The organism is Seonamhaeicola sp. MEBiC01930, assembly GCF_045277075.1.
Taxonomy (GTDB): Bacteria; Bacteroidota; Bacteroidia; order Flavobacteriales; family Flavobacteriaceae; genus Seonamhaeicola.
Genome location: NZ_CP104270.1, coordinates 3,187,641 through 3,208,185, shown reverse-complemented (window position 1 = coordinate 3,208,185; position 20,545 = coordinate 3,187,641). Strand labels below are relative to the sequence as shown.

At 32.5% G+C, this 20,545-nt stretch carries 22 protein-coding genes; 9 read left to right on the top strand and 13 right to left on the bottom strand.

Annotated features, from left to right (window positions below; genetic code table 11):
* Positions 1-70: 70 nt before the first annotated feature.
* On the top strand, positions 71-541 hold the full coding sequence (locus tag N1F78_RS13855; protein ID WP_406683763.1) for an ankyrin repeat domain-containing protein: 471 nt from the start codon (positions 71-73) through the stop codon (positions 539-541).
* Between the two features lie 151 nt (positions 542-692).
* Here the strand turns inward: N1F78_RS13855 and N1F78_RS13850 are convergent, their stop codons facing one another.
* The 5 genes from N1F78_RS13850 to nhaC form a co-directional block, all read right to left on the bottom strand.
* Positions 693-1,541, bottom strand: coding sequence for an AbaSI family restriction endonuclease (locus tag N1F78_RS13850; RefSeq protein WP_406683762.1), 849 nt, complete (start codon positions 1,539-1,541; stop codon positions 693-695).
* 175 nt (positions 1,542-1,716) lie between these two features.
* The gene (locus N1F78_RS13845; RefSeq protein ID WP_406683761.1) at positions 1,717-1,974 is read right to left on the bottom strand and encodes a DUF6952 family protein; all 258 of its coding nucleotides are present in this window, start codon (positions 1,972-1,974) and stop codon (positions 1,717-1,719) included.
* On the bottom strand, positions 1,955-2,269 hold the full coding sequence (locus N1F78_RS13840; protein WP_406683760.1) for a thioredoxin family protein: 315 nt from the start codon (positions 2,267-2,269) through the stop codon (positions 1,955-1,957). Before N1F78_RS13840 ends, N1F78_RS13845 begins: the two co-directional genes overlap by 20 nt.
* Before the next feature lie 70 nt (positions 2,270-2,339).
* The gene (locus tag N1F78_RS13835; RefSeq protein ID WP_406683759.1) at positions 2,340-2,984 is read right to left on the bottom strand and encodes a peroxiredoxin; all 645 of its coding nucleotides are present in this window, start codon (positions 2,982-2,984) and stop codon (positions 2,340-2,342) included.
* Between the two features lie 141 nt (positions 2,985-3,125).
* Positions 3,126-4,610 carry a Na+/H+ antiporter NhaC gene (gene nhaC, locus N1F78_RS13830; protein ID WP_406683758.1) on the bottom strand — a complete coding sequence of 495 codons (1,485 nt, stop codon included), beginning with the start codon at positions 4,608-4,610 and terminating at the stop codon, positions 3,126-3,128.
* Between the two features lie 91 nt (positions 4,611-4,701).
* On the opposite strand from nhaC, the gene N1F78_RS13825 reads away from it, so the two are divergent.
* Positions 4,702-5,724: a metal-dependent hydrolase gene (locus tag N1F78_RS13825; protein WP_406683757.1), complete on the top strand. Its 1,023-nt coding sequence runs from the start codon at positions 4,702-4,704 to the stop codon at positions 5,722-5,724.
* Here the strand turns inward: N1F78_RS13825 and N1F78_RS13820 are convergent, their stop codons facing one another.
* Complete coding sequence (locus tag N1F78_RS13820) at positions 5,725-6,951, bottom strand: aminotransferase class I/II-fold pyridoxal phosphate-dependent enzyme (RefSeq protein ID WP_406683756.1); 1,227 nt, start codon at positions 6,949-6,951, stop codon at positions 5,725-5,727. It abuts the gene before it with no gap.
* A 158-nt stretch (positions 6,952-7,109) separates the two neighbouring features.
* Between N1F78_RS13820 and N1F78_RS13815 the strand changes: the two genes are divergently transcribed.
* From N1F78_RS13815 to N1F78_RS13800, 4 genes are all read left to right on the top strand, one after another.
* Positions 7,110-7,568 carry an Lrp/AsnC family transcriptional regulator gene (locus N1F78_RS13815; RefSeq protein WP_406683755.1) on the top strand — a complete coding sequence of 153 codons (459 nt, stop codon included), beginning with the start codon at positions 7,110-7,112 and terminating at the stop codon, positions 7,566-7,568.
* Positions 7,569-7,570: 2 nt separating this feature from the next.
* The gene (locus tag N1F78_RS13810) at positions 7,571-8,197 is read left to right on the top strand and encodes a type II CAAX prenyl endopeptidase Rce1 family protein (RefSeq protein ID WP_406683754.1); all 627 of its coding nucleotides are present in this window, start codon (positions 7,571-7,573) and stop codon (positions 8,195-8,197) included.
* Between the two features lie 83 nt (positions 8,198-8,280).
* Complete coding sequence (locus N1F78_RS13805) at positions 8,281-8,808, top strand: hypothetical protein (protein ID WP_406683753.1); 528 nt, start codon at positions 8,281-8,283, stop codon at positions 8,806-8,808.
* On the top strand, positions 8,808-9,524 hold the full coding sequence (locus N1F78_RS13800) for a hypothetical protein (RefSeq protein ID WP_406683752.1): 717 nt from the start codon (positions 8,808-8,810) through the stop codon (positions 9,522-9,524). Before N1F78_RS13805 ends, N1F78_RS13800 begins: the two co-directional genes overlap by 1 nt.
* A gap of 310 nt (positions 9,525-9,834) precedes the next feature.
* Here N1F78_RS13800 and N1F78_RS13795 read toward each other — a convergent pair whose 3' ends face one another.
* Positions 9,835-9,990 (bottom strand): hypothetical protein, encoded by a 156-nt coding sequence (locus tag N1F78_RS13795; protein ID WP_406683751.1) that lies wholly within the window; start codon positions 9,988-9,990, stop codon positions 9,835-9,837.
* Between the two features lie 213 nt (positions 9,991-10,203).
* Here N1F78_RS13795 and N1F78_RS13790 point away from each other — a divergent pair, with 213 nt between their 5' ends.
* The gene (locus N1F78_RS13790; protein ID WP_406683750.1) at positions 10,204-11,013 is read left to right on the top strand and encodes a sensor histidine kinase; all 810 of its coding nucleotides are present in this window, start codon (positions 10,204-10,206) and stop codon (positions 11,011-11,013) included.
* On the opposite strand, the gene N1F78_RS13785 is transcribed toward N1F78_RS13790, so the two are convergent.
* From N1F78_RS13785 to N1F78_RS13770, 4 genes are all read right to left on the bottom strand, one after another.
* Complete coding sequence (locus N1F78_RS13785) at positions 10,997-12,379, bottom strand: aldehyde dehydrogenase (RefSeq protein ID WP_406683749.1); 1,383 nt, start codon at positions 12,377-12,379, stop codon at positions 10,997-10,999. The genes N1F78_RS13790 and N1F78_RS13785 overlap by 17 nt on opposite strands.
* Positions 12,380-12,467: 88 nt before the next feature.
* Entirely contained in the window at positions 12,468-13,166 is a 699-nt protein-coding gene (locus N1F78_RS13780) for an RluA family pseudouridine synthase (RefSeq protein ID WP_406683748.1), read from the bottom strand.
* Between the two features lie 56 nt (positions 13,167-13,222).
* A complete protein-coding gene (gene panB / locus N1F78_RS13775; protein ID WP_406683747.1) occupies positions 13,223-14,041 on the bottom strand; it encodes a 3-methyl-2-oxobutanoate hydroxymethyltransferase in 819 nt (272 codons plus the stop codon).
* A gap of 112 nt (positions 14,042-14,153) precedes the next feature.
* Complete coding sequence (locus tag N1F78_RS13770; protein ID WP_406683746.1) at positions 14,154-15,119, bottom strand: family 43 glycosylhydrolase; 966 nt, start codon at positions 15,117-15,119, stop codon at positions 14,154-14,156.
* Positions 15,120-15,341: 222 nt separating this feature from the next.
* Here N1F78_RS13770 and N1F78_RS13765 point away from each other — a divergent pair, with 222 nt between their 5' ends.
* Complete coding sequence (locus N1F78_RS13765) at positions 15,342-15,803, top strand: nuclear transport factor 2 family protein (protein WP_406683745.1); 462 nt, start codon at positions 15,342-15,344, stop codon at positions 15,801-15,803.
* 166 nt (positions 15,804-15,969) lie between these two features.
* Here the strand turns inward: N1F78_RS13765 and N1F78_RS13760 are convergent, their stop codons facing one another.
* The gene (locus N1F78_RS13760) at positions 15,970-16,662 is read right to left on the bottom strand and encodes a T9SS type A sorting domain-containing protein (RefSeq protein ID WP_406683744.1); all 693 of its coding nucleotides are present in this window, start codon (positions 16,660-16,662) and stop codon (positions 15,970-15,972) included.
* A 110-nt stretch (positions 16,663-16,772) separates the two neighbouring features.
* Positions 16,773-18,194 carry an L-serine ammonia-lyase gene (locus tag N1F78_RS13755; protein ID WP_406683743.1) on the bottom strand — a complete coding sequence of 474 codons (1,422 nt, stop codon included), beginning with the start codon at positions 18,192-18,194 and terminating at the stop codon, positions 16,773-16,775.
* 323 nt (positions 18,195-18,517) lie between these two features.
* Here N1F78_RS13755 and dnaK point away from each other — a divergent pair, with 323 nt between their 5' ends.
* Positions 18,518-20,428 (top strand): molecular chaperone DnaK, encoded by a 1,911-nt coding sequence (gene dnaK, locus N1F78_RS13750; RefSeq protein WP_406683742.1) that lies wholly within the window; start codon positions 18,518-18,520, stop codon positions 20,426-20,428.
* The last annotated feature ends 117 nt before the right edge of the window (positions 20,429-20,545 follow it).

Sequence of the window (20,545 nt, the reverse complement as noted above, 5' to 3'; positions counted from 1 at the left end):
TAGTTGTTTAGTTAAAATTGGGATAAACATATATTTGTGTTTGTCCCAATTTTTTAATGATTAAGTTAATATGAACGACATAAATTTTTTCTTAGAAGCAGTTAAAACTGTTGCGCCAGATCGTGTAGAAACCCTTTTAAAACAAAACCCAGAGTTGATACATGGTAAAGACCAACGTGGTTTTACACCCTTAATCTTTGCAACCTATTTTGATAAAAAGGAGGTGGTTGAAATATTATTAAAATACCATGCCAATGTTGATGGTACAGATGCTGCTGGTAATACCGCTTTAATTGGTGTGGCTTTTAAAGGGAATACAGATATAGCTGCACTATTAATTGAAAATGGCGCTCATGTAAATGCTAAAAATGCACAAGGTGTAACACCATTAATTTTTGCCACCATGTATAATCAAGTTGAAATGGTAGCATTGTTGTTAAAGCATGATGCTAATACTACCGTTAAAGATGTAAATGGTAACACTGCTTTTGATTATGCCAAGGAAAAAGAGTTTAAAGAAATTATGGAGTTGTTACAGTAATTTTGAAGTTTCGTTTAACGGTCTCGTATAACCGTCAGTTACGGGTTAAAATACGCAAATTTTTCGGTTGAGCACTGACGTTAGCAATTGCGAGTAGATTCGGACGAAGTCGAATCCGCCGTAATTGCGGTTATACATTGTTGGCATTTCGTTATTTTTTTATTTCAATCCGAGTGTCAATCCGTTTATAAACCATTCCATTTTCTGGACTTGACCTTTCTTTATCGGTTTCAAATATTCCTTTAAAACGATAAAGTACAAATCCTAAATTATCAATGCTTCTTGGAAAGACTATTCTTTTCGTTGATTGATTTATTAAGTCGTAATAATGAGTGTCTTTTCTACCGTCTATTTTACATTTTTCAAATATTGTTTTTCCGTCCGAACTTATTCTGTTGTCCCAATCATTGTTTTCATAAAACTTTGGAAACCATAAATTATGATTCTCATAAACTTTGCTTTTAAACCAAGCTCTTTGAACTCCTTTGTAATTTTGACCAAGACAGTTACTTGCATCTAAAATTGTTCTGAACGCTGGATTTTCTGAAACCGATAGATAACCTCTTTTTCTATGGTAATCTGGGTCAAACTCTTTTTTTAAATCCCAAGGTTCAAAAATTCCATTTTTAATTTTTTCAGTTCTTAATTCTCTAATTTTTGAAATGATTTTATCTATTCGGTCGTTAATACTTTTAAGATTATCCGAAATTTTTATTCTCAAAATTTTGTGGTTTGTAGCCTCAATTATATCTACTTCTCGTTTTAAGTCAATTTCTATTTGTTTATTGTGAAATGGTTCGTCAACCTCTATGTGTAAGTCAAATTGAGGAAAATACATATCAGTCAAAGCGTGTCCGTTTGGTCGTCTTATGTATTGTTGTGTTGTGAATTTTATGTCAAGATGATTAATTCCGTGCCAAATTCGAGTTACTACATAATTTTCAAAGTTCTTTTTATTTGTTTTAGAAATCTGTTTTATTATATACTCTAATTCTGTCAATTTTACGTTCTGTTTTTAATGAATGTCAATGGTCTTATGGATATAAATTGTATTGCATATTGTTTATATCCAACGTTAAACGAAGTTAGTTAAAAATTCTTACAAAGTCAATAATGCTCAACAAAAAAACCACTCCTATATAGAAGTGGTTTATAATTCAAATTTTTCTTTTTCTCTAAGCGTCTATGGATCCTAAAACACGTTGCATAAAACTATTTAATGCCTCTTTTTTAGGTGTACCATCTTTTATCATCTTATTAACTTCAACGGCGCCGTACATATTAGAGATAAGCTCTCCAATAACATCTAGCTCTTCATCTTTAAGTGAAGGCACCTCGGTTAAAGCTTCTAAAGTTTCAATAGTTTCAACCACGAAATCTTCATCGTTTTCCTCAATAAACTGTGTAAGGTGTTTAATTACTGGTAACTTCATTTATTAAGTCTTTTAAAACATCAAATTTATTAGTCTGTACTTGGTTTATAAAAGTTCCATTTTTAAAAGTAGCAAAGGTTGGTAAGTTATCAACCGTGGCCAATTTTCTAGATTCCGGAAACTTTTCAGCATCAGCAATTATAAAAGTAACGTCTTCCAATTCTGAGGCCAATTTTTTCATTTTAGGCTTCATTATTCTACAATTACCACACCAAGTAGCAGAGTATTGAACTACAACAGTACTACTTTCTGCAACTAAACTTTGTAAATTATCTTGTTCCAATTCTTTTACCATAATAATAGGAGTTTTAAATTCCAAATTCCGAAGTAAAAAATGGAATTTGGAATCTATATTTTGGAATTATTTAGTTTACGTGAGCAGCTAAATATTCTGCAACACCATCTCTATTAGCATTCATAGCTTCTTTACCTTCTTCCCAGTTTGCAGGACAAACTTCACCTTTTTCTTGAACATGAGTTAAGGCATCTACCAATCTTATGTATTCTTGAACGTTTCTACCTAAAGGCATGTTATTTACACTTTCATGTTGCACAACACCTTCTTCATCAATGATGTAAGTAGCTCTGTATGTTACATTATCTCCTTCAACAGTTACAACACCAGTTTCTTCGTTATAAGTTTCATTTGTAATATCTAAAATACCTAATGTAGATGCTAGGTTTCTATTAGAATCTGCTAAAAGAGGGTAGGTAACACCTTCTATACCACCATTGTTCTTTTCTGTATTTAACCATGCAAAGTGTACTTCTGGTGTATCACATGAAGCTCCTATAACAATAGTGTTTCTTTTTTCAAATTCACTTACAGCTGCTTGAAATGCGTATAACTCTGTTGGACAAACAAATGTAAAATCTTTAGGGTACCAGAACAATACCACTTTTTTGTTGTTTTTTACAGCTTCTTCAAGTACGTTTACTTTAAAAGTGTCTCCAAGATCGTTCATGGCGTCAACACTTAAATTTGGAAATTTTTTTCCTACTAATGACATATGTATTTTATATTAAATTGTTACTAATTTTCAGGGGGCAAATATAAAATACGACATGCTTTTTTTAAGAAATGAAAATTTTAATTTCTTATAAATAAATAGAAAATACTTATAGTAATTTCTTAAGGCTATAATTTTCAGTTATTTAGTGCTAAGTTGCTTAATTTTTATACGGAAAGCAGCAAAGATTAATGTTGTAAACGGGCTTAACCAATTGAAAATAGCAAAAGCAAAATAATCTATTACTGGTACGCCAAGTACACCAGATTGGTAGGCGCCACAGGTATTCCATGGAATTAAAACAGAGGTTACTGTACCAGAATCTTCTAGTGTTCTACTAAGGTTTTCTGGCGCTAAACCCTTCTCTTCAAAAGCTTTTTTATACATTCTACCTGGCACTACAATAGCCAAATATTGGTCGCTAGCAAGCGCATTTAAACCTAAACAACTTATAACGGTACTTAAAAATAAACCAAACACAGAATCAAATAAATGCAAAACAGATTTACTAATTCTAGATAATGCACCTATAGCATCCATAACACCGCCAAAAACCATAGCGCATATAATAAGCCAAATGGTCTTAAGCATACCACTCATACCACCAGCGGTGAATAAATCATTTAACTCCACACTTGAGGTTTCAACAGCGGTATCTACAGTAATGGCTTGCATAATGCCTTTATAGGCCGATTTAAATGTAAATGTTTCTGCTCCCGTAACAGCCATTACAATATCTGGTTGTACAATTAAAGCAGCTACAGCGCCTAAAAGTGTACCTATCAATAAGGCTACTAACGGTGGTGTTTTCTTTATTATTAAAAATATTACTGCTAGCGGCACTAAGAATAGCCATGGAGAAATATTAAAGGCCCCATTTATAGCTTCAAGTTTATCTGAAATATCTGGAGTACCCAATGTATCAATGTTTAAACCAATAATTACAAAAACAAGAAGGGTAACTATAATGGTAGGCACTGTTGTGATTGACATATATTTTATATGCGAAAATAATTCGCCACCGGCCATAGCAGGAGCTAAGTTTGTTGTATCACTTAATGGCGACATTTTATCTCCAAAATAAGCCCCCGAAAGTACAGCTCCAGCTGTCATTCCTAAAGATATACCTAAGGTTTCCCCAATTCCAATTAAGGCAATACCCACGGTTGCTGAAGTGGTCCAAGAGCTTCCGGTAGCAATAGATATTATAGCACAAATAATAACACATGCCGCTAAAAATATAGATGGATTTAATATTTGAAGCCCATAATAAATCATAGATGGAATAATACCGCTAATTAACCAAGTACCTGCCAAAGCTCCAACCAAAAGAAGAATTACAATAGCGCCTGATGTTGATTTTAAGTTTTCGGCAACTTCATCAAGCATTTGTTTGTAAGATACTTTGTTATAAAAACCAACAATGGCAGCAACAGCACCACCTAATAGTAGAATAAATTGATTGCTTCCGCTTAAAGCATCATCACCATAAACAAAACCAACATTATAGAAAAGCATCACAACCAAAGCAATTACCGGAATTAAAGCTTCCCATATACTTAGTTCTTTATTTTCAATTATGTTTTCGTCTTGGGGTTCTCTTGGTTTTATGTTTTGGCTCTCCATGAAGTAATTTTATAATTGTAATGTTACAATAATCATGTAACCCTTGCAAATGAAAATAGTTCTGTAAATTTGTTTTGACTTTAAACTAGGTATGGATTCATTAACTCAAATTGTTTTAGGAGCTGCTTGTGGTGAAGCAGTTTTAGGTAAGAAAATTGGAAACAAAGCCCTTCTTTTTGGTGCCATTGGTGGCACCATTCCAGATTTAGATGTTTTTGTAGGAAGCTGGATTCATGGAAACGAAATTGATGTCATGTTATTCCATCGTGGATTTATGCATTCCATTTTCTTTTCATTAATTGCGGCCATTATTTTGGGGTGGTTAACCTATAAGTTTTATAACACCAGAAATAGACAAGGTACAACAGATCTTAAAGATTGGAAAAACCTCTTCTTTTGGTCATTATTTACACATCCTATTTTAGATTGTTTTACACCCTATGGCACCCAATTATTTTCACCTTTTACTAATTATAGAGTAGCTTTAAATAATATTGCTGTTGTAGACCCCATTTACACCTTACCATTTTTAGTTTGTCTTATAATTCTAATGTTTTTTAATAGAGTTTCTGTAAAAAGACACTTTATATTAAAACTTGGTATTGGTATAAGTTCTTTGTATTTATTGTTCACTTTTGGCAACAAGCTGTATATGGATTCTGTGTTCAACAAATCGTTAATTTCAAATAAAATAGATTTTAAACGTGGTTATACACAACCAACAATATTTAATAATATTTTATGGTACGGTGTTGCAGAAACAGATTCTACCTATTGGGTTGGGTATTATTCCTTATTAGATAAAGATGACCTTTTTTCAGATTTTAGAGAATTGAAGAAAGTACGCGATGTGTCTCCTGAAAAATATAAACGTGTAAAAAAGTTAGCATGGTTTAGTAACCATTATTATAGTATCTATAAAGTAGGAGAGAACGAATTTCAATATAATGATTTACGTTACCCTATAACAAGCGAAAAAAACTCTACCTCTTCAGTCTTTAGGTTTCTTTTGTTTGATGATAATGGTGAATTAAACATGAAACCTTTTGAAAGAAACGAAGACAATATTTCTGATGCATTAAATGCACTTTGGACACGGTTAAAAGGGAAGTAACTAGGCTACTTTTGTAACTTTTTTTACTTGTAAAATATTAAGTTCCTCCATACAAGTGCGCATCATTTTATAGGTGCGCTCTATATCGGCATCCAGACCAATTGAAAAACGTATTAAACCATCTGTTAAGCCCATGTTTTTTTGTTCCTCTAAAGGGATTTCGGAAGATGTTGATGTTCCGGGTGCACTAAACAACGTTTTATAAAACCCTAAGCTAACTGCTAAATAACCAAGATTTCGTTCTTGCATCATTTCCATAAGTTCATTGGCTTTATCTAAACAGCCAACATCAATAGTTAACATGCCGCCAAATCCATATTCATCATTCATCATTTTACTAAAACGTAGATGTGATGGATGTGATTTCAAACCAGGATACACAGTTTTAAGACCATCGGTTTCAAATTTATTTGCCAAATACATCGCATTTTTACTATGCTGCTGTATTCTAATATGCAAGGTTCTAAGGTTCTTTAATACAGATGCTGCTCTTAAACTATCCATGGTTACTCCTAATAACATAGAAGCACCATCATTTACGTTACGTAATTGGTTAATAAAATCTTGTGTACCACAAACTACGCCTCCTACAGTATCACTAGAACCGTTTATAAACTTTGTTAAACTATGAACAACTACATCAGCACCGAGTTTAGCTGGAGAAATTGATAGCGGAGAAAATGTGTTATCTACAACAAGTTTTAGGTTATTCCGCTTAGCAATTTCTGCTAACCCTGTTATATCCGCAATTTCTAAAAGCGGATTACTTACTGATTCACAGTAAATTACTTTAGTATTTTTTGTTATAGCCGCTTTAACAGCATCTAAATCTGTAATATCAACAAATGAAGTTTTAATATTGAATTTTGGGGTAAAATTCTTTAAAAAAGCATAAGTACCTCCATAAATTGTTCTACTTGAAACAACATGGTCATCAGTCTTACAAAGTTGTAATAAAACAGAGGTTATGGCCCCCATACCTGAAGCCGTTACATTAGCAGTTTCAGTGCCTTCCATGGCAGCTAAAGCTTCTCCAAGGTATAAATTGGAAGGTGAGGAGTGACGTGAATATAAATAACAACCATCTGCATTTCCTTCAAAGGTATCAAACATGGTTTTGGCTGATAAAAAAGTATAGGTCGATGAGTCTGAAATAGAAGGATTTACACCTCCAAATTCTCCAAAATATTGTAAATCTTGAATATGGTTTGCGGGCTTGAAAGACATAACAGTTTAAATTTAGTTATATCAAATTTCATATATTTATGAATATAATTCAACAACTAACAGTTATTTTAAAAAATAAATCTATAATTATTCACTAACACAAAATATATATCACTATTTAATGTAAAAATCAGTATATTTAAGAAAATTTTACAGTTATGGTTTTTGATGCAATAGATAAAAGGCTTTTGGAGTATATACAACAAGATAGCAAGCAAACTAATAAAGAGTTATCGAACAAACTAAACCTTTCAGTTACCGCAGTTTATGAGCGTATAAAAAAATTAGAACGAGAAGGTTTCATAGATGGTTATATAGCTTTGGTGAATAAAGAAAAGGTTCAAAAAAACTTCATTGTATTCTGTCATATAAAATTGGTTCAACACAGTCAAGATTATGTATTTAGTTTTGAAAAGCAAGTTGCCAAATTAAATGAAGTCCTGGAATGTTATCATTTAAGTGGTGATTATGATTATTTATTAAAAGTTTTGGTTAAAGATATGGCAGCATTTAGAGATTTTATGGTAAAAAAGCTAACTACTATAAATCATATAGGTAGCACACATAGTATGTTTGTGATTAATGAAGTTAAACATACCACGGTTATAAATATTTAAATATGCATTCCAATACGTATAAAAGCTTTGAGCTATTCTTTATTTTTATATTAATCCCAATTAGTTTTACACTTCCGTATTCGTTAATACTTAAAATGTGTATTGGTGTTATTGGTTTTATATACGTAATTTTTGTTTTACTTAAGCTTGAGAAATTAAAGTTTAAAATAGCATCTAACTTAAATTGGAAGGTGTTTTGGAAAGAAATACTGGTTAAGTTTTTTATTATATCTATTGTTACTTCACTATTTATTTGGTTTACAGAAAAGGAATTACTTTTTAAAGTAATTAAAAACAAACCCATGCTTTGGGTAATGATACTGTTTATTTATACGTTCCTATCAGTTTACCCTCAAGAATTAATATATCGTACATTCTTTTTTCAACGTTATCAATGTTTAGTTAAAAACGAAACGTTTTTTCTCTTTTTAAATGCGATAATATTCTCATTAGGACACATATTTTTTAATAATTCATTGGTAACTATACTTACATTTCTTGGTGGGTTATTATTTGCAATAACCTATAAAAAAACTAGTTCTACTATATTGGTTTCTATTGAACACGCTATTTATGGCTGTTGGTTGTTTACAGTAGGTATGGGTAATATGTTAGGATTTCCGAGTTGAATTTTTATATTCTAATTCTTACAATTATCAATTCTTTTTGTTACTTTTAAAGAAACTAATATTAACTAACTAAGATTTTTAGTATGAAAAACTTAAGACCACTTATTTTGGGGATTATCATAGGAGCCTTGGCAACTTACTTTTTTTGTCCAAGACAAGCAGGAAAAGAAGAAAATGTCGTTACTGCTGAAATTTTAAAACCAAAAGGCGTTATTACTGTTGAGCAAGCACTTGAATTGAATGATAATTGGACAAAGTATAGAAAACCAGCAGTTGATAGCTGTATTACAGCCCAAACCCAAGGAAAAATAAAAGTTGATGATCGCTCAGTAGGATGGTCTGTAAAAGATATTAAAGATTACTTAATTTATGCCGAAACAGAAGCAGATAAGTTTGGCTATAGTATGGATAGTATAAGGGTTTATTTGGGCGTTTATGGTGCTAATGCACCCCATAAAGCTAATTATACCACTATGTTTATTGCTCCTAAAGGGCAAAAGTTAACTGCAGAAGCTTCTTCTATCCCTTTTGTTTTACCAACTCAATTCCCTGGTACACCGCCATTGAATGATGGTTCAGGTGGAGATGATGATTATTCTGGGAATGATTAATGAATGACTTTTTATTAGAATATAAAAACACTATTACTTTTAGTGTAGAAATTTTAGCAGCTATTACAGGTTTGTTGTTTTATAAAAAGTATAAATCTACAACTGCTAAGTTTTTTATATGGTTTCTAATTTATGTATCTATAGGTGATTTCTCAGGTACTTATGTTAAGTATATATCTAATGATGGTATTTTTAGTTTTTTAAAGGGAACTAAATTTGCTAGAAATTTTTGGTGGTCCACATTATATTGGAAAATAGGATCTATTGTATTTTTTTCATTTTATTTCTACAAGATTTTGACCAAAACAAACTTTAAAAATATCATTAAGTATGGCGGTTCTATATTTTTCGTGTTTTCTATTATTTATATATTGAATAATTTGGATGACTATTTTGTTCGCTTCTTTCCAATTATAAGCGTTTTAGGGGCATTTCTAATATTTTTATGCACCGTTTTCTATTTTATTGAGATTTTGCAAAGTGATAAGATTTTAACTTTCTATAGATCATTAAACTTTTATATAAGTGCCGCTATTTTTATTTGGTGGCTAATAATAACACCTTTAGTTTTTTATGATATTTATAATTCTCATCACGATTGGAATTTTATATTTCTTAAGTGGGAAATTTATTTGTTCTCAAATGTTTTAATGTATCTTACCTTCACTTTTGCGCTTATTTTTTGTATACCTGAAAATGAAATTGATAAGTCTTGATGGTTGAATTTCTCAAAGATTATCATGGCATATTAACACACACTGTAGAGTTTTTATCAGCAATTACTGGTATTTTAGTCTATGGAAAACACAAACATACGCCTGTTAAATATTTTATATGGTTTTTATGGTATTTATGCATAGGAGATTTATTTGGTGATTACGTTTATCGTATAGGGGATTTTAAATTTCTACATTTTCTTAAAGGAACCCGGTTTATCTGGAACTATTGGTGGTATAACGTGTTTTGGGAAATTGGCGCTATTGTCTTTTTTTCATTTTATTATTCCAAGATTTTAAAAACGAAATCTTACCGAACTACAGTGAAGTATGCGGGGATTACTTTTTTTGCCTTTTCGGTGGTATACATGATGGCTTCTTTAGACACTTTTTTTACAGGTTTTTTTCCTTTGGTTAGAGTATTAGGAGCGGTTGTGGTTTTTTTGTGCACCGTGTTGTTTTTCATGGAAATTTTGCAAAGCGACAAGATATTGACCTTTTACAAATCATTAAACTTTTATATTAGCGCTGTGATTTTTATTTGGTGGTTAATTATAACACCTCTGGTCTTTTATGATATATATAATTACAACTGGGATCTAAATTACAAGTTATTGATGTGGCAAGTTTATTTTTATGCTAATATATTTATGTATTTAACTTATACCTTTGCTTTAATATGGTGCAGACCGGAGAACGTTTAGTTAGTACAGCGTCAGAACGCTATTTATTAATGTATATGATTGCCCTATTGGTAATTGTAACCGCTTTAGTTATTGTGTTTTTTGTAGTTTTTTTAAAACGAAAGAACAAACTTATACTTGATAAAATAAAACAGCAGCAAGCTTTTGAAGACGAAATAACACAAGCGCAAACTGAAACACAAGAGCAAACGTTAAAAAACATTGGTTGGGAGCTACATGATAATATAGGGCAGCTACTGTCTTTTGCAAGTATGCAACTCAGTATTTTAAAAATGCAGGCATCAGACGATATTAAAGAAAAGTTTAAGGATACTTCTGAAGCTTTAAGGGAAAGTTTAAAGGAAGTTCGTGCCCTATCAAAGACATTGAATAACGAAGTGGTTTTAAACATTGGTTTTGAGAAATCGGTTTCTAATGAATTAGACCGTTTAAAGAAAATGAAGTTCGCGTCTGCCCAAAAGTTCTCCAAAGGTGAAAAAAGGCACTTTAATAATAAAAAGCATGAGATTGTTCTGTTTAGAATCATTCAGGAGTTTTTATCCAATTCTGTAAAATATTCCGAAGCCGAAAATTTAAGCATCACTTTAGATTACCAACCAGAAAACCTTATTATTATTGCTAAAGACGACGGAAAAGGTTTTGATATGGCAACCGTTGAAAAAGGTTCTGGTCTTTTAAACATGAAAAGTAGGGCTGCTTTAATTAATGCTGAACTTGAGCTAAAATCAGAAAAAGGGCAAGGGGTTGAGTTGATTATTAATTATCCTTTTAGCCAAACCACTTAAACATTTTTTTTAAGATCTTCAATTTTTTCTTTGTGTAAGGAGCATAATGTACTGGAGGGTCTGTCCAATTGCCTCGTTTTATAATTGATTTGTTATGCGAAAAGGTGTCGAAACCATGTTTACCATGATATGCTCCCATACCGCTTGTTCCAACACCTCCAAATGGTAAGCGGTGGTTTCCAAAATGAATAAGTAAATCATTTACAACACCTCCACCAAACTCAAATTTGTTTAAAGTGCTCTCAACAAAATGTTTATTATTAGAAAACACATAGAACGCCAAGGGCTTTTCATAATACCAGATGATTTTTTCAATGTCTGTTTCAGAATCATAACTAAGGATAGGCAGTATGGGACCAAAAATTTCATCAGACATCAATTTACTGTCTAAAAGAGGTTCATTAACTAAGGTAGGAGCAATATAACAGGAATCTATATCAGTATCACCACCAAAAACAACATCAACATCATTCAGAACACCTTCTAATCTTTTTGTGTTCTTTCTATTTATTATTCTTGGAAAATCTTTAGAATCCTTAGGGTTGTCTCCATAGACCCGTGAGATTTCCTTTTTTAAAATATCAACAAAAGCATCTTTAATACTAGACTTCACAATTAAATAATCTGCAGAAATACATGTTTGCCCACCGTTTAAAAACTTACCCCAAACAATGCGTCTTGCCGTTAATTTTAAATTTACTGTTTCATCAATAATACAAGGGGTTTTTCCACCAAGTTCTAAAGTAACTGGTGTTAAATGTTTAGCTGCGGCCTTAGCAACTATTTTTCCAACAGGAACACTTCCTGTAAAAAAAATATAATCCCACTTTTGAGCCAGCAAATCAGTGGCAACTTCAGCGCCGCCTTGAAACGAAACCGCAACTTCTTTAGGAAAAACATTTCCAATTATATCTGCAACTAAATTAGAAGTGTTTTTGGTTAATTCACTCGGTTTTAAAACAACTGTATTTCCTGCAGCAATGGCCATAATAAGAGGTTCCAAAGTCAGTAAGAATGGATAATTCCAAGGTCCAATAATTAAAACACTTCCGTATGGTACTTTATAGATGTAATCTTTGGACGGAAAGGTTAGCATTGACGATTTTATACGTTTAGGCCTTACCCATTTTTTCAAATTATTGATAACTAAATCTAGTTCAGAAATAACCAATCCATATTCGCTTATAAAGCTTTCAAATTCAGATTTATTAAAGTCTTTTTTCAGGGCATCATAAATGGCTTGTTCTCTAGATACGATTTCAGTTTTCAAAGATTTTAATAGCTTGAGCCTATAATTAACATCCTTAGTTTTTTGAGATCTAAATAAAGTTTTTTGAGCTGAAAGTATGTCTGAAATATTATTCAAATAAAGTTTTTTATAAATATATAAATTTTGGACATAGCAAGTTCTTTATGTATGACACTTGGCGTGACAATCGAACTGACAAAAAACATTATTTACAAACATCCCATACAGGGTCTTTTGGTAATGGTGCAATAATATTAATATCTTCTTTTGAAACAGGATGCTCAAATTGAATTTGTCTAGCGTGTAGATGAATGCTGGCGTCTTTATTACTTCTTTTGGCGCCGTATTTTAAGTCTCCTTTAATTATGCTTCCAATACTAGACAGTTGAGAACGAATTTGATGATGTCTTCCGGTTTCTAAGTTTATTTCTATTAAAACATAATTGTCCAATGTTTTAAGAATTTTATAATGAAGAATAGCCTTTTTACTTCCTTCTAACTCTTTTAAATGTGCATAGGACTTATTGTTCTTAGGATTTTTTTTAAGCCAATGAACAAGTGTATCTGCATTTTTTGGCGGTTTATTATTAACAACTGCCCAATAAGTTTTATGGGCCTTCTTTTCTGAAAATAACTTATTGAGTCTGGGTAATGCCTTACTTGTTCGTGCAAAAACTATAATACCTGTGGTAGGCCTGTCTAATCTATGCACGGTTCCCAGAAATACATTTCCAGGTTTATTATACTTGGCTTTAATGTATTCTTTAACAACATCACTTAGGGGTTTGTCTCCAGTTTTATCACCCTGAACAATATCGCCCGCACGTTTATTTACCACAATAATGTGATTATCTTCATATAAAACTTGTAGGTTGTCTTTATTTGATAGGATTTTTTTTGACACTAATTTTACAAATTTGCACTAACAACTAACAACTAACAACTAACAACTAACAACTATTAATACTGTTCACTTTCGTTTGGAAAATCAACACTCTTAACATCAGACACGTATTGTTTCATGGCGTTAGTCATGTCTTCATACAAGCTCAAATACCTACGTAAAAAACGTGGATTAAACTCATGTGTCATACCAAGCATGTCATGTAATACTAAAACTTGACCGTCAACATGCGGACCCGCGCCAATTCCTATAATTGGAATGCTAACGCTTTCTGCTACTTGTTTAGCTAATGCAGCCGGAATTTTCTCCAAGACTATAGCAAAACACCCCGTACGTTCAAGCATTTTAGCATCTTTTATAAGTTGTTCTGCTTCTTGCTCTTCTTTAGCACGAACCGTATAAGTACCAAATTTATATATAGATTGAGGTGTTAAACCTAAATGCCCCATTACTGGAATGCCAGCATTTAAAATACGTTTTATTGATTCTTTTACTTCTTTACCGCCTTCAAGTTTTACGGAGTGCGCACCACTTTCTTTCATTATTCTAATGGCAGAGCGAAGTGCTTCTTTTGGGTCACTTTGGTAGCTACCAAAAGGTAAATCTACCACAACCAAGCACCTATCAATAGCTCTAATAACTGAGGACGCATGATAAATCATTTGGTCTAAAGTAATTGGCAATGTGGTCTCATGACCTGCCATAACATTACTTGCAGAGTCACCAACTAAAATCACATCAACTCCAGCGCCATCAACTATTTTAGCCATAGTATAATCATAAGCTGTAAGCATAGATATTTTTTCACCGGTAGCCTTCATATCAACCAATGATTTTACGGTAACGCGCTTATATTCTTTTTTAGCTGTAGACATGTTTTTTAGTTTAGAAATAGCATGTAAAAGTAATAAATTAAACTATTTGTTTATTAGTATTCATTTTAATCTTGAAATTATTTCAATGAAAACATTTTAGACACCGTCTTTTTTAATCACTTAATTTTTCAACACCTTGTTTGGTAGGAATCACCTGTTTTATGGTTCCATCTTCATTGTAAAAAAGCCTGTCTACACAAATTGATCTTCTATAGGTATGTGGGCTTTCTGGGTGTCCCCAACCAAACTTTTCTTCTTTATCTGGGTGGTTAGTATAATACAAATCTGAATTATGATAAAACATATACCAATTACCTTTATATTCTACAATTGAATGGTGATTTGTACCACTGTTCATTTTCTCTAATATCACACCTTTATATTCAAAAGGTCCTAAAGGATTATCAGACATGCAATACTTAATTTCTCCACTAGTTCCTACATAAGATAGGTAATACTTTCCTTGATACTTATGCATCCAAGCAGCTTCAAAAAAATCATCAGTACCCTCTAATAAATGTACTTTTCCATCATATGAAATCATATCGTCATTAAGTTTAACAGCGTTAACAACCAGTTGCCCCATATACAAATAGGCTAGTCCGTCGTCATCAATAAAAACTCCTGGATCGATAAAATCGCGATTGCATACCACACCCTCAGTATCCATAGAAATAAGAGGTTTTCCTAAAGGGTCTTTAAAGGGTCCAGTTGGTTTATCTCCAACTGCAACACCAATATGAAACTGATCTGTAGGGAAATAGAAATAATACTTATCATTTACCTCAATGCAATCTGGGGCCCATGCGTATTTTGTTGCCCATTTAACTTCGTCTATATGAATAGCACTACCATGGTCTGTCCAATTTTTCATATCGGTAGTAGAAAACACATGCCAATCTACCATATCAAACCAAACTGCTTTATCAGGATCATGTGATGGATATACATATAAAGTATCATTAAATACTCGTGCTGATGGATCAGCAGTGTACATGTGGGTAACAAATGGGTTTTGCCCATAACTAATACCAGTTAATAACAGCCAAAGTAAAAGTGAGTTTCTTAAAAATTTCATGATATGTTTTAGTGAATTTAGCAAATGCTTAGTGTTTTTTTGTTTTAATAAACTAATTTATAAATAACAAATAGAACCACAAACACACTTGACTGTTGATATTTGATATAATTATCATCATTACATTTAAGTTAATGAAAAGCAAAGGGTTAACTGTTAAAATTTTGTTTAATACAAGTTGTTCTTATAGTTATATTATATATTTAAATTAAAACTATAACCATGCATAGAATAATTTTTTATCTAATACTTACAGTCACTTCAACGGTAGTTGGACAAAACGAAGAAAAACAAACCGCAAAAGCTACAATTGACACTTTTTTTGAAGGTTTTCACAAAGGTGATACTTTGCTTATGAAATCTGTGATGAGCGATAAAATCATTATGCAAACTGCATTCCGTACGAAACAAGGAGAAGATAAGTTGGTAAACGATTCTCCAAGTGAAGTTTTGAAAGCCATAGCTACAAGAACATCTGACCAGAAGTGGGACGAACGCTTATTATCTTATAACATTCAAATTGATGGTAATATGGCTAATGTCTGGACACCTTATGAATTTTGGTATAATGATGAATTTCATCATTGCGGAGTGAATTCGTTTCAGCTTTTCAAAAATGGTAAAAACTGGGAAATCATTTATATGATTGATACTAGGAGACGAGCTAGTTGTGATGTAAAGTAATTTTATGGTTTCGTTTAACGGTTACGTACATGGAAGGTTGCGTGTTTGCGTATAAGGGTTTTTTGAATGTAAATCAAAAGCTAGCAATCAATGCAACAAACTTTGGTTTAGCCTAAACGAGCATTTTTTTTAATATGTTAGCCACTAGCTTTTTACAACTAAAGTTCTATTTTTTAATGATTTTTTTGTTCAGCGTTCCAAATTCTGTAAAAATTTTCATTAAATAAATTCCAATATCCAAGTCAGAAATTTCTATAGTTTTAAATTTGTTATTAATAGTTTTTAGATTTTGCCCGTAAGAATTATGTAATTCAATTTTCGTAATAGAAGTATTTTGAGATTTTACATAAATAATAGATTTACTTGGATTAGGATAAATTTTAATTTTACTTAAATTGAAATCTGATGTATCTAGTGTTGTGAAATTCTTGTAGACGGCTTGTCCGAAATCAGCAGTATTAATAGTTAAAACCATACCATTGACTTCCGAAGTTATAGAATATCCGCTAGCCAATTGGAAAAAACTAAAATATTCATCTTCAAATAAATTATGTGTGTCAATGCTACAGTCGTTTGTTGAATTTGAAAATTGATCGGTTTCTAAAACATCATGTATGGATAATTTGAATGTGCCATCGAATGTATTACAAGCACCACTACCTTGAAAAGTTAAATTTTCCATAATAACCAAAAAAGGTGTTATTGGATTCTCTATACCATTAAATTCGTAAGGTTTTTCACTTCCGTCGTTTGCTAAAAAAGAATACATATACCAGGTTTGAAATAAATCAGGATTTGGTTCTTGCGTAAAACATTTTATTGAACAAATTATTAAAATAGATAATAATAAATGTTTCATAATTTTTATTTTTCAACTTGTGGCTAACGACTTGATATGAAATCGTTTCAATGTTTTATATCTACTGTTAAACGAAGTTAGCCAAATTTTCTCACAAAGTCAAGTTGCTTCTAGCAATCCGTTAAATGAACCCCAACAGCTAAACCACCTTCACTGGTTTCCTTGTATTTGGTGTTCATGTCTTTGGCAGTTTCCCACATGGTATTTACAACTTTGTCTAATGGAACTATGGTGCTTTCAGAAGAAGTATCTAAAGCTAATTCTGCAGCGTTAATGGCTTTTATAGCTCCCATAGCATTACGTTCTATACATGGTATTTGTACTAGTCCGCCAATAGGGTCACAGGTTAAACCTAAATGATGTTCCATAGCAATTTCGGCTGCTGCTAAAACCTGTTCTGGGGTACCACCAAGTAGTTCGCATAAAGCCCCAGCAGCCATGGCTGATGATACACCAATTTCTGCTTGACAACCACCCATAGCTGCACTTATTGTTGCTCCTTTTTTAAAGATGCTACCAATTTCACCAGCTACTAGAAGGAACTTTTTAATATCTTCAAAATTACCATCATGGTTTTCTATAACCAAATAATACATTAAAACCGCAGGGATAACCCCAGCACTACCATTGGTAGGTGCAGTTACTACGCGCCCAAGCGATGCATTAACCTCATTAACAGCCAAAGCAAAACAACTTACCCATTTGATGATTTGACGAAATTTAACCTCAGTATCCCTTATACTATAAATCCATTTAATAGGATTTGAATATGGTTTTGATCCTTTTAGGCTTTGGTTCATGTCAAAAGCCCGTCTTTTCACATTTAATCCACCTGGTAAAATACCTTCGGTATGACAGCCAATATACATGCTTTCCAGCATGACACACCAAATGCGTTCTAATTCAGAATTAATTTCCAATTCTGAACGAATGGATTTCTCATTCTCTAGTACAACCTCAGAAATAGGTTTGTTAAGTGTTTTACAGTATTCTAGAAGTTCAGTTCCTTTTTCAATAGGATAGGGGAAGGCACATTTAATTTCGAAGTTTTTCTTAGAATTATCACTATCTTCTTTTACCACAAATCCGCCACCAATGGAATAAAATGTTGATGTAATCTTTTCAGAACTTGTAAAAGCTGTAAAGGTTAATCCGTTGGCATGAAAAGGCAAAAAATTCTTATTAAAAGATATATCCTGTTCAAAATTAAAAGGGATTAGTTTTTCACCATTTAAACGGAGTTTATTGGTTGATTTAACCGTGTCAATATTTATTGAGATGTCTTGTACAGCAATTGTTTCAGGATCAGCTCCAAATAGCCCTAAAATAACGGCATAGTCTGTAGCATGACCTTTCCCGGTTAAAGACAATGAACCATACAGATCTATTGTGACTTTTTCAGTTTCATTAAAACAATTGCAATCTTTAAGCTCTTGAATAAATCGTTCAGCAGCTCGCCATGGCCCTAAAGTATGAGAACTTGAAGGACCAATGCCAATTTTAAGCATATCGAATACAGAGATACATTCCATAAACTTGAAATTACTTTAATTACAAATATAGATTAGTTTGTTAGAACTAAATATAATGTTTCTTTTCATTTATTCTTTCACATTGCGTTAGGGATTGCGGCAAGTTACAGTGTAACGCGAAACATTTATATTCATGAATTCCATTAATCGAAAATAAAAAGTTATGAATAAAAGCCCGACCTGAAAGGTAACGCCCAAAAACAGATATGACTATTACAAATTAAAATATGACACTGTGTCAGCATTTTTGTATTGGCATACAAATTGACTAATACAAACCGAGTATAAAAAAGAACATTCAACACAATAAAGTAAAATATATTATGAGTAAAATTATTGGAATAGATTTAGGAACAACCAACTCTTGCGTTTCTGTAATGGAAGGTAACGATCCTGTTGTAATCCCAAATGCAGAAGGTAAACGTACTACGCCATCGGTAATCGCATTCGTAGAAGGAGGAGAGATTAAAGTTGGTGATCCTGCAAAAAGACAAGCAGTAACTAACCCTACTAAAACGGTTTATTCTATTAAACGTTTTATGGGTAATAAATATTCTGAGTCTAAAAATGAAGCAGAACGTGTACCATATAAAGTAGTAAAAGGAGATAATGACACACCAAGAGTTGATATAGATGGCAGATTATATACGCCACAAGAATTAAGTGCTATGATTCTTCAAAAAATGAAGAAGACTGCTGAAGATTACTTAGGGCAAGATGTTAGTAGAGCGGTAATTACAGTACCTGCTTACTTTAATGATTCTCAACGTCAGGCAACTAAAGAAGCTGGTGAAATTGCTGGTTTAAAAGTAGAGCGTATTATTAATGAGCCTACCGCTGCAGCATTAGCTTACGGTATGGATAAAAAAGGTACTGACCAAAAGATAGTTGTTTTTGACTTTGGTGGTGGTACGCATGACGTTTCTATTTTGGAATTAGGAGACGGTGTATTTGAAGTATTATCTACTGATGGTGACACACATTTAGGTGGTGATGATGTTGATGAGAAAATTATTAACTGGTTAGCAGATGAGTTTAAAGCAGAAGAGTCTATGGATTTAAGAGAAGATCCAATGTCACTTCAACGTTTAAAAGAAGCTGCTGAAAAAGCTAAGATTGAATTATCATCTTCTACACAAACAGAAATTAACTTACCTTATATTACTGCTACGGCTAGTGGACCAAAACACTTGGTACGTACATTAACACGTTCTAAATTTGAGCAATTAATTGACGATTTAGTAAAACGTACTATTGAGCCATGTGCTGCCGCTTTAAAAGCTGCAGGATTAAGTAAGAGTGATATTGATGAAGTAATTTTAGTTGGTGGTTCTACACGTATTCCTGCGGTACAGGAAGCTGTTGAGAAATTCTTTGGAAAAGCACCAAGTAAAGGTGTTAATCCTGATGAAGTTGTTTCTTTAGGAGCTGGTATCCAAGGTGGTGTATTAACAGGTGATGTTAAAGATGTATTACTTCTTGATGTAACTCCATTATCTTTAGGTATTGAAACTATGGGTAATGTATTTACTAAATTAATTGAAGCGAATACTACTATACCTACTAAAAAATCTCAAGTATTCTCTACTGCTGCAGATAATCAGCCTTCTGTGGAAATTCACGTATTACAAGGTGAAAGACCAATGGCTGCAGATAACAAAACAATTGGACGTTTCCATTTAGATGGTATTCCACCTGCAAGACGTGGTACACCTCAAATTGAAGTAACGTTTGATATTGATGCAAATGGTATCATTAAAGTATCTGCTGAAGATAAAGCTACAGGGAAAAAACAAGATATTAGAATTGAAGCCTCTTCTGGATTAACTGAAGAAGAAATCCAAAAGATGAAAGCTGATGCTGAAGCAAATGCTGAAGCAGATGCACAAGCAGCTGAAAATGCTAAGAAATTGAATGAAGCAGATTCTATGATTTTCCAAACAGAGAAGCAATTAGAAGAATTTGGTGATAAATTATCTGATGATAAAAAACAACCTATTCAAGAAGCTTTAGAAGAATTAAAGAAAGCATTCGAAACTAAGGACATTGCTGTTATTGACCCTGCTTTAGAAAAAATGAACGAAGCATGGAAAGTAGCTAGTGAGGAAATGTATAAAGCTCAAGCTGAGGCGCAACAAGCTGGTGGTGCTCAACCAGGACCAGATGCTGGTGCAGGAGCTGATGCTAACGAAGGAAGCGACGTTGAAGACGTAGACTTCGAGGAAGTGAAATAAGGTATTAGAAACCTATTATATAAAAAAAGCGCAACTCTTTGGAGTTGCGCTTTTTTTTATGGATATAATTATGACTTTTTTAAAACTCATGAAATTATTTCTAATGCGTTTTTATTA